Source organism: Vulcanococcus limneticus LL (genome assembly GCF_002252705.1).
In the GTDB taxonomy this organism is placed as follows: domain Bacteria; phylum Cyanobacteriota; class Cyanobacteriia; order PCC-6307; family Cyanobiaceae; genus Vulcanococcus; species Vulcanococcus limneticus.
Genome location: NZ_NQLA01000094.1, coordinates 1 through 4269 on the forward strand (window position 1 = coordinate 1; position 4269 = coordinate 4269).

Genomic DNA, 4269 nt, shown 5'->3' on the forward strand with positions numbered 1-4269 from the left:
GCTGATGTGGGTGCTGCTGAGCCTGATGCTCTACTCGGGCTACCTGGGCTTCAAGGCCAGCTTGATCCGAAAGGTGAGCGCCGAGGAACGCAAGGCGCTGGTTCCCCTGCACTACGGCCAGCGTCACGCCCAACTCGGTGCGGTGATCCTGGGCCTCACCCTGCTGGGCGCCGCCGGTGGGCTGGCTGCCACCTTCCTCAAGAACGGCAAGCTGATCATCGGTCCGCATCTGTTTGTTGGTCTGGCGGTTGCCGTGCTGGTGATCGCCACGGCCTCCCTGGGCCCTTCCCTCCAGAAGGGCAAGGACTGGGCCCGGGGCCTGCATGTGGCCATCAATGGGGGAGTGCTGCTGCTGTTCGGCTGGCAGGCCATCAGCGGCATCGCCATCGTCCAGAAACTGCTGAGTTCAGCGGCATCACCAACGTCCCTTGGCACCTGATCCGATGACGTTCACCACTTCTCTCCAGCGGCTGACACGGCTGGCCCTCTCCACCCTGCTGCTGATGCTGGTCGGCGTTGGGCTGTTGACGGCCCGGCCGGGTACCGCCCTGGCAGCAGAGGCCTCGCCGCCGGTCGATTCGGCAGCACTCTCCAAGGCCGTCGTGGCGATGGAGCAGCTCGATCAGATGCGCATTTCCCTGGCCTCCACCCTCGAGGGCCGCACCGAGGAGCCCACCATCGAAACGATGAAGGAGGTGTGCAAACCGGTGGGCATGCGGGCCATCGCCATCGGCAAGGAGAACGGCTGGCAGGTGCGCCAGGTGGCCAGCAAGTACCGCAACCCCGACCATGCCCCCGCCAATACCCAGGAGCGCGAGGTGATCGATCTGCTCAGCCGACACCCTGAGATCAACGGGCTCTGGGAGCCGGCCGTGGCGGAACAGGGCGCCGGCCTGAACTACTACCGCCGCATCAACGTGGAGCCGAGCTGCCTGGCGTGCCACGGCACCAAGGCCAGTCGGCCGGCGTTCATCAAAGACAACTACCCCGACGACAAGGCGTTCGACCTGACTGTCGGTGAGCTGCGCGGCATGTATGCCGTGTACCTGCCGGAGGTTCAGGTAGCACTAGCCGCCGCTGCGGACTGAGCCACGCCAGCTCAAAAATTTCTCTACTTTATGCGCATCTCGTCATAAACCGATCTGCAGGCCCTGTGTCATGACCCTCGTCCCCATTGGCCACTCCAGCAACGAGGTCCCCAGCCTGGGGCGTCGTCAGTTCATGAACCTGCTCACCTTCGGTGCCGTCACCGGGGTGGCCCTCGGCGCCCTCTACCCGGTGGTGCGCTACTTCATCCCTCCACGGGAGGCTGGCTCATCGGGTGGTGCCCTGGCCCTGGATGAACTCGGCAATCCGATCGCGGCCAGCGGCTGGCTGGCTGGCCATAGCGAAGGCGACCGCAGCCTGGTGCAGGGCCTCAAGGGCGATCCCACCTATCTGATCGTCGATGGAGAGGGCGCCATCGGCGCCATCGGCCTCAACGCCATCTGCACCCATCTGGGCTGCGTGGTCCCCTGGAACAGCGGCGAGAACAAGTTCATCTGTCCCTGCCACGGCAGTCAGTACGACCCGGAGGGGGCCGTGGTCCGAGGCCCCGCCCCGCTGCCCCTGGCCCTGGCCCATGTGGCGGTTCAGGGCGAACGGGTGCTGCTCAGCACCTGGAGCGAGAGCGATCCCCGCACCGGCGAGAAGCCGTGGTGGAGCTGAGCTGAGCGTCAGGAAGCTGCTCCAGCTGGTCGGGGGAGTCCAACAGATGGGCAGAGGTCGGTCCTATTGAAATTGGCGGACTCAACACGTTGGCCCTCGCCATCCTCCTCCTGCATCATGTCCACGAAACCATGACCAAACAACACCTGGGGAAGGGGGTAGTTGTGATGGGCATGGATCGGCCGGTCCAGGATTTCGTCAATGCCACTGAACGAAGCCACGATGTCGGCTTGGCTTGTGGTCAGCTCCTGGGGAGTACGTCCATACAAGGGGCTGTGCTGATCGATCGAATGCATCACTGTCCAGGTGAGCAGAAAAAGGGGTGAGCAATCGCGGTTCAACGTCATCGGGTGCAGACGTCGCATCCGTTGCCCTTCCGAAGTGCACTCATCGATGGCGAGATAAGCCCGAATCCCAGCATCAAGGATGGTCTTGCGCCGTTCATTGGCCACGCGGCGGCGCCCCCGGGTAGGCGAGGTACCTGGCGGACGACGTTTTTCAGGCCACCAGCGGCGTGAGGGTGAACACGCACGAGATCTTCTGCACCGCCCTAGCACAGCTCTATCCGGTCAAGGCCTACAACGCCACGCTCGAGCGCGTCGTGGCGCGGCGGGGGATCGAAACCCGTCTGCAGCGCAACCTGATCGAGGTGAGCCCCGAGGAGCAGGTGACGGTGTTCGAAGTTCGCGAGGAAGGCCAGGAACCCTTCAGGGAGGAGATCCGCTTCGACCTGCTGCATGTGGTGCCGCCGATGGCGGCGCCGGATGTGGTGGCCCACAGCCCCCTTGCGATCGAGGGGCCTGGCGGTTGGGTGGAGGTGAACAAGGACACCTGCCAGCACAAGCGCTTTGCCGATGTGTTCGCCCTCGGCGATGTGAGCTCCCTGCCCACCTCGAAAAGCCTGGCCGCCATCCGCGGTCAGGCGCCGGTGCTGGTGGCCAACCCGCTGGCTCAGCTCGATGGACGCCCGCTTGCGGCCCACTACGACGGCTACACCGCCTGCCCGCTGATCACCAGCTTCCACAGCGTGGTGATGGCGGAGTTCGACTACGACCTGCAGCCAGTGAGCTCTTTCCTGGTGGATCCCACCCAGGAGCGTTGGAGCATGGTTCTGGTGGAAACACGGGTGTTCCCGTGGGTCTACTGGCACCGGGTGCTGAAGGGCCGCCTGCATGAAAGCCGCTTCATGAAGCCGTTCAAGCCGCTGGTGCGTGCGTTGGGGCTGGCGCGGAAGGAAAGCTGAGCGGGCCTAGAGACCACAAGCTCAGACGCCCTGCAACTGCCGCAGCTGGTCCTCAAGCCGCTGCTTGAGCCGACGTTGCACCAGGTTGCAGAGGTCCTCCACCAGGGGGTCGGCCACCGCATAGATCAGCCGCGTGCCGTCCCGCTCACAGCTCACCAGACCAGCCCTCTGGAGCTGCCCCAGCTGGCGGCTGATGTGGGATTGGCTGAATCCGGTGGCCTCGATCAGAGAGGACACATCCATGGCCCCGCCGTGCTTGAGCTGACAAAGCAACTGCAGGCGGGCCGGCTCGCTCAGCAGGCGGAAGAAGCCGCTGAGTTCATCGAGCAACTGGGGACTGGGCAGGGACTGGGGCGAGGACCGGGGCATGGACGGGCTTATGCCGATACACGCATTATGCACGAAGTACTCAGGGCGTGGACCTGAGTCGCGCAGCAACCCGGACAACCGAGATCGCCTTAACACCCATAATGCGGCTATGCTCATATGAGTTCGCGATCGATCACCCATGGCCGTCGCTCCCGCTCCCGCCCTGTCCCTCTCGGCCGCCGCCGGTGGTGGCTCCCTGCTCTTCCGCCAGTTGTTCGACGGCGACACCGGCACCTTCACCTACCTGCTGGCCGACGTGCCCAGCCGCAAGGGGGTGATCATCGACACGGTCTTCGAGCAGCACGGCCGCGATCTCTCCCTGATTCGCGAGCTGGGCATCGAAGTGGTGGCGTCAATCGACACCCATGCCCATGCCGACCACGTGACAGGGAGCTGGCTGATGCACGAGGCCACCGGCTGTGCCATTGGCCTGGCCGCCGCCGCCCGCGCCGAGAACGTCACCCGGCCCCTGACCCACGGGGATCAGGTCGCCTTCGGCGGGCGCTTCGTTGAGGTGCGCGCCACCCCGGGCCACACCGATGGCTGCATCAGCTTCGTGCTCGATGACCAATCCATGGCCTTCACCGGCGATGCGCTGCTGGTTCGCGGCTGCGGCCGCTGCGACTTCCAGCAGGGCAACGCCCACACCCTCTGGAACTCCATCACCGAGCAACTGCTGACGCTGCCGGAATCCTGCCTGCTCTATCCCGGCCACGACTACACCGGCCGGAGCGTCACCTCCGTGGCCGAGGAGAAGGCCTTCAACGCCCGCCTCGGCGGCGACGCCAGCGAGCGGGATTTCGTGGGCCATATGGAGAACATGAAGCTCCCCCATCCCCACAAGATCGCCGAGGCCCTTCCGGGCAACATGCGCTCCGGCAAGCCCCGCGAGGTTGGTGCGGCTGGCGGGGCGACCCACCCCTGGGCACCGGTGCAGCGCAGCTACGCCG

The 4269-nt window shown here is 65.3% G+C and carries 7 protein-coding genes; 5 read left to right on the plus strand and 2 right to left on the minus strand.

Annotated features, from left to right (window positions below; genetic code table 11):
• The 3 genes from CJZ98_RS17200 to petC form a co-directional block, all read left to right on the plus strand.
• On the plus strand, positions 1–439 hold a 439-nt coding region (locus CJZ98_RS17200), incomplete at its 5' end, for a DUF4079 domain-containing protein (RefSeq protein WP_108723327.1).
• A gap of 4 nt (positions 440–443) precedes the next feature.
• Entirely contained in the window at positions 444–1088 is a 645-nt protein-coding gene (locus CJZ98_RS17205; protein ID WP_094592333.1) for a Tll0287-like domain-containing protein, read from the plus strand.
• A gap of 70 nt (positions 1089–1158) precedes the next feature.
• Positions 1159–1707: a cytochrome b6-f complex iron-sulfur subunit gene (petC, locus tag CJZ98_RS17210; RefSeq protein WP_094592334.1), complete on the plus strand. Its 549-nt coding sequence runs from the start codon at positions 1159–1161 to the stop codon at positions 1705–1707.
• Between the two features lie 8 nt (positions 1708–1715).
• Here the strand turns inward: petC and CJZ98_RS17215 are convergent, their stop codons facing one another.
• A complete protein-coding gene (locus tag CJZ98_RS17215) occupies positions 1716–2159 on the minus strand; it encodes a hypothetical protein (protein ID WP_157911072.1) in 444 nt (147 codons plus the stop codon).
• A 62-nt stretch (positions 2160–2221) separates the two neighbouring features.
• Here CJZ98_RS17215 and CJZ98_RS17220 point away from each other — a divergent pair, with 62 nt between their 5' ends.
• Positions 2222–2950 carry an NAD(P)/FAD-dependent oxidoreductase gene (locus CJZ98_RS17220; protein ID WP_198537939.1) on the plus strand — a complete coding sequence of 243 codons (729 nt, stop codon included), beginning with the start codon at positions 2222–2224 and terminating at the stop codon, positions 2948–2950.
• A gap of 21 nt (positions 2951–2971) precedes the next feature.
• Here CJZ98_RS17220 and CJZ98_RS17225 read toward each other — a convergent pair whose 3' ends face one another.
• Positions 2972–3319 carry an ArsR/SmtB family transcription factor gene (locus tag CJZ98_RS17225; protein WP_094592337.1) on the minus strand — a complete coding sequence of 116 codons (348 nt, stop codon included), beginning with the start codon at positions 3317–3319 and terminating at the stop codon, positions 2972–2974.
• A gap of 139 nt (positions 3320–3458) precedes the next feature.
• Here CJZ98_RS17225 and CJZ98_RS17230 point away from each other — a divergent pair.
• The coding region (locus CJZ98_RS17230; RefSeq protein ID WP_094592338.1) for an MBL fold metallo-hydrolase at positions 3459–4269 on the plus strand (811 nt) is incomplete at its 3' end.